Here is a 1,857-nt window from a genome sequence, read left to right as displayed (position 1 = left end):
CTATCAATACAGAAATAATATGTCGCATTAGAGATCCTCGCTACCCAAAAGCATTTCAGTAATACCCTTACCCGCTTGAACCATTGGCCAAACGTTTTCTTCTGGGTCGGTCTGGAAATCCATAAACACAGTGCGATCTTTTAAACGAATCGCTTCTTTGAGAGCGCCTTCAACATCAGACTTTTTCTCAATGCGCATACCAACGTGGCCAAAAGCCTCTGCCAGCTTCACAAAGTCTGGCAAAGAATCCATATACGAACTGGAATAGCGCTTGTTATAAGTTAGCTCTTGCCATTGACGAACCATACCGAGGTAACGGTTGTTCAATGACACGATCTTCACAGGCGTGTCGTACTGTTTACAAGTAGACAACTCTTGAATACACATCTGAATCGAGCCCTCACCTGTAATGGTGAATACATCTTTATCAGGGAATGCCTTCTTGATACCCATGGCATACGGCAAGCCAACGCCCATCGTACCCAGACCACCAGAGTTAATCCAACGACGGGGCTTATCAAACTTATAGAACTGAGCGGCCCACATTTGATGCTGACCTACGTCAGAGCAAATGAATGCATCGCCACCAGTAAGCTCCCATAACTTCTGAACAACGTACTGAGGCTTCACAATTTGCGAAGCTTCGTCGTACTTCAGGCAATCTTTTTTGCGCCACTCGTTAATCTGCTCCCACCATGCCGCTAACTTGGCATCATTCTTACGTGGACCAGCAGCTTTAAGCTGAGCAGTCATCTCTTGCAATACTTCCTTGAGATTACCAACGATAGGTACATCCACTTTCACCCGCTTTGAAATCACGGAGGGATCAATATCAATATGAATAATCTTGCGAGGATGGCTTGCAAAGTGCGTGGTATTACCGATCACGCGGTCATCAAAACGAGCACCAATCGCAATCAACACATCGCTGTGCTGCATCGCCATATTGGCTTCGTAAGTACCGTGCATACCGAGCATACCGAGGAACTGAGGACTCGTACCAGGAAATCCACCAAGACCCATCAAGGTATTGGTTACTGGATAGCCCAGCAAATCAGCAAACTCTTTTAACTCAGGTGCAGCATCAGCCAAGATAACGCCACCACCGGTATAGATGTATGGGCGCTCTGCTTCTTGCAATAAAGAAACTGCCTTACGAATCTGCCCACTATGCCCTTTGATTACCGGGTTATAAGAACGCATCTCCAAGGTATCTGGATAAACAAATGGCCCCTTCGCAGCGGAGACATCCTTAGGGATGTCGATCAATACTGGGCCTGGCCGACCTGTTTGGGCGATGTGAAAAGCTTTCTTAATCACTAAAGGAAGGTCTTTTACATCCTTCACTAAGAAATTATGCTTCACCACTGGGCGAGTAATACCAACGGTATCCGCTTCCTGGAAAGCATCTTCACCAATTGCATACGTAGGCACGTTGCCGCTAATGACCACCATTGGGATGGAGTCAGTGTAAGCAGTAGCAATGCCGGTAACCGCATTGGTAACACCTGGACCTGAAGTGACTAGAGCGACACCAACCTTACCGGTTGCACGCGCATAGCCATCGGCCGCATGAACTGCTGCTTGCTCATGACGAACAAGAATATGTTCAAACTTGTCCTGCTTAAAGATTTCATCGTAGATGAAGAGAACTGAACCGCCTGGGTAACCCCAAACATATTCAACACCCTCTTTGTGCAATGCCTTCACCAACATCTCGGCGCCAATCATTTCAGGCGCATTCGCTGTGGAATTTGGGTTTGCTGTGTCTTGGTTAGCTTTAGAAGCTAAAAATTCGGCGCTGCTTGTATTCATTTTCTTTCGTCCTTTGCAATTTTCGGCAAAAAATTGTTTGGT

At 46.5% G+C, this 1,857-nt stretch carries 1 protein-coding gene; it reads right to left on the bottom strand.

Translation table 11 applies throughout. From position 1 onward, the window contains the following. Positions 1–27 precede the first annotated feature (27 nt). Positions 28–1,815 carry an acetolactate synthase 3 catalytic subunit gene (locus B7Y67_RS16770; protein WP_215303313.1) on the bottom strand — a complete coding sequence of 596 codons (1,788 nt, stop codon included), beginning with the start codon at positions 1,813–1,815 and terminating at the stop codon, positions 28–30. Positions 1,816–1,857: the final 42 nt, after the last annotated feature.

The organism is Polynucleobacter sp. 35-46-11 (assembly GCF_002281105.1).
This window is presented reverse-complemented; position numbering and strand designations above follow the sequence as displayed.

What these genes read in the sequence shown, in the direction of transcription:
- B7Y67_RS16770 (WP_215303313.1), bottom strand. Translation starts at nt 1,815, where the DNA reads ATGAATACAAGCAGCGCCGAATTTTTAGCTTCTAAAGCTAACCAAGAC.